The organism is Thermocladium sp. ECH_B, from assembly GCA_001516585.1.
In the GTDB taxonomy this organism is placed as follows: Archaea; Thermoproteota; Thermoprotei; order Thermoproteales; family Thermocladiaceae; genus Thermocladium.
On sequence record LOBW01000128.1, the window covers coordinates 1 to 1,997 of the forward strand.

The 1,997-nt window shown below is 46.0% G+C and carries 2 protein-coding genes and 1 pseudogene; 1 reads left to right on the forward strand and 2 read right to left on the reverse strand.

Features of this window, described 5'->3' with window-relative positions:
• Positions 1-246: 246 nt before the first annotated feature.
• Entirely contained in the window at positions 247-618 is a 372-nt protein-coding gene (locus AT710_09655; GenBank protein KUO89990.1) for a hypothetical protein, read from the reverse strand.
• Positions 619-791: 173 nt separating this feature from the next.
• Positions 792-1,514: a transcriptional regulator gene (locus AT710_09660; GenBank protein ID KUO89991.1), complete on the reverse strand. Its 723-nt coding sequence runs from the start codon at positions 1,512-1,514 to the stop codon at positions 792-794.
• A 206-nt stretch (positions 1,515-1,720) separates the two neighbouring features.
• Between AT710_09660 and AT710_09665 the strand changes: the two are divergent.
• Positions 1,721-1,997, forward strand: a pseudogene (locus tag AT710_09665).

Genomic DNA, 1,997 nt, shown 5'->3' on the forward strand with positions numbered 1-1,997 from the left:
CTCTGGACCACGTTTAGATGAAGTGCTTGAATTCCTCTCATCAATAGGATACAAGGAAATAGTGGAGAAACTAACCAATGAACCCTAAAAATGGATTTGAAGTGAGCCTCATGCATTGCTTCTCATCACAGAGAAACAATTTTGATAAAAAACAAACGGTGGGTCCCGCCCTTCAGAGCGGAGGAGGCCCAGAGGTGCAAGATTAAAAATCCTCATCCCAAAAGGCGAGACCTGCCGTTATCTTCATCAACTCCTTGCCACTTCCTTAGCCAAGATGAAATGCGCACTAACTATTACTGCGCCAGCGCTTCTTGCCGCATCCACGATCTTCACGGCATCAGTCTCATCACGTGCTGGATAAATGAGAATAGCAACCCCAAAACTTCTCCCCCCTCCCCCGCGGTTTTTGACCGTTGCATAGGCTGTTAGTAGTGTTCTTCCCGTGCTTTGACCTATGCTACTTAAGACTCGTCCAAATTCGCCTGGCCGCTCCATTAGCATTATATCCAATAGAACAATTCCTCCGAGAGGGGAGGATGAAGCTGCCTTGAGTAGCTGAATATGGAATCCCTCCGCCTCATTTATTGCATCCTCTAAGTCGCGAATGCCCCAACTCATCACTGTATTCGCGTCTCCNTCCTTATATTCTTTTCCTTAAGCAAATAATTCAATCCTATACCTCTTTCCCCTTTGATAAGAAGAACGATAATCCCCGCCATGAAGGGCGGGGGAAGAGATCAGAAGTAGAATTATTGGTTTAGNCTTTTTAGGAGTTTAGGAAGAGATCGTTGCTAGATCCTGAAGGTTACGCCTGGTTCCCTTGTTTCCTGTACTTGGCTACGGCAACTGGCTGGGCACGGCATGTCACGTGACAATGCTGCTGCTAATGCAGCTAATGAGATGCTCCTGACCCAGACCCTTCCAGGGCCTCTTATATTGACGAAGAAAATGCCTTCGCCTCCTAGGAACATTGTTCTTAAGCCACCGGTTCTTTTTATGCCGTACTGCATGCCGGCATCAAACGCCAATAAGTGTCCAGCCTCAACCTCTACTTCCTCGCCGTCCCCAAGCTGAATCATATGGACGTGACCTGTTCCATGTAGGAAGAGGTTGCCGGGTCCTATGAACTTAGCTAGAAAGAGTCCCTCACCGCCAAATATTCCTGCCGTTAATCGAGCTAGGTTCACATCATACTTAACCTGGTTCTCAGCGAAAAGGAAGGATCCATGCTCGGCCAGCACCGCTTCCCCATCTCCAAGCTGCATCTGAATTATTTTTCCAGGAGTGCTGCCTGCGAATGCTGCTTCTCCTGGTCCAGTTAATTCAAGTACGAAGAATGAGGCGCCTGTCACCGCCCTCTTTAAGCCGCTTAATATTCCACCTGTAGCTTTCGCCGTTAGGTTAACTGTGGGCGTCTTGTAGAGTAGGTGTCCTCCCTCTCCGTAAATGCCCTCCCCATCCCCCATTATAACCTTCACTAATTGCAAGTCATTGCCGAGAATAGAGTACTCCATATGCGCGGGTTCCTTATTGCTCTAATAAATATTTCTATTATTGAATTAAGTAAGATTTGCTCCGCATCTTAAGTCCACTACTATGGCTTCTATTGGATCCTGCTCCAGACAGGTGCTTCTGCTTGAAGTTATACTATTTTTTTATATTAGTTTACATAAGCAATATTTATAAATAACTATATAGGATTAATTTACGGTAATAGCAAATGAGCACTATATTTGGTGCACCAATTCATTCCGAGTTCCTCCAGGATACTTTAACAATACTGAGGAGGGCAATTGAGATGGGGAAACTGGAAAAACAATTGCTGGATTACCTATCTAGACCCCAGAGAATAGTAGCCATATCAATACCGATCAAGATAAATGGAGCTATGATGTTCCTCGAGGGCTATAGGGTTCAGCATAATAATGCGCTTGGTCCGTATAAGGGCGGTATAAGGTTCCACCCAGAGGTTACGCTGGAGGACGACATGGCGCTCG

What these genes read in the sequence shown, in the direction of transcription:
- AT710_09655 (KUO89990.1), bottom strand. Translation starts at nt 618, where the DNA reads ATGAGTTGGGGCATTCGCGACTTAGAGGATGCAATAAATGAGGCGGAG.
- AT710_09660 (KUO89991.1), bottom strand. Translation starts at nt 1,514, where the DNA reads ATGGAGTACTCTATTCTCGGCAATGACTTGCAATTAGTGAAGGTTATA.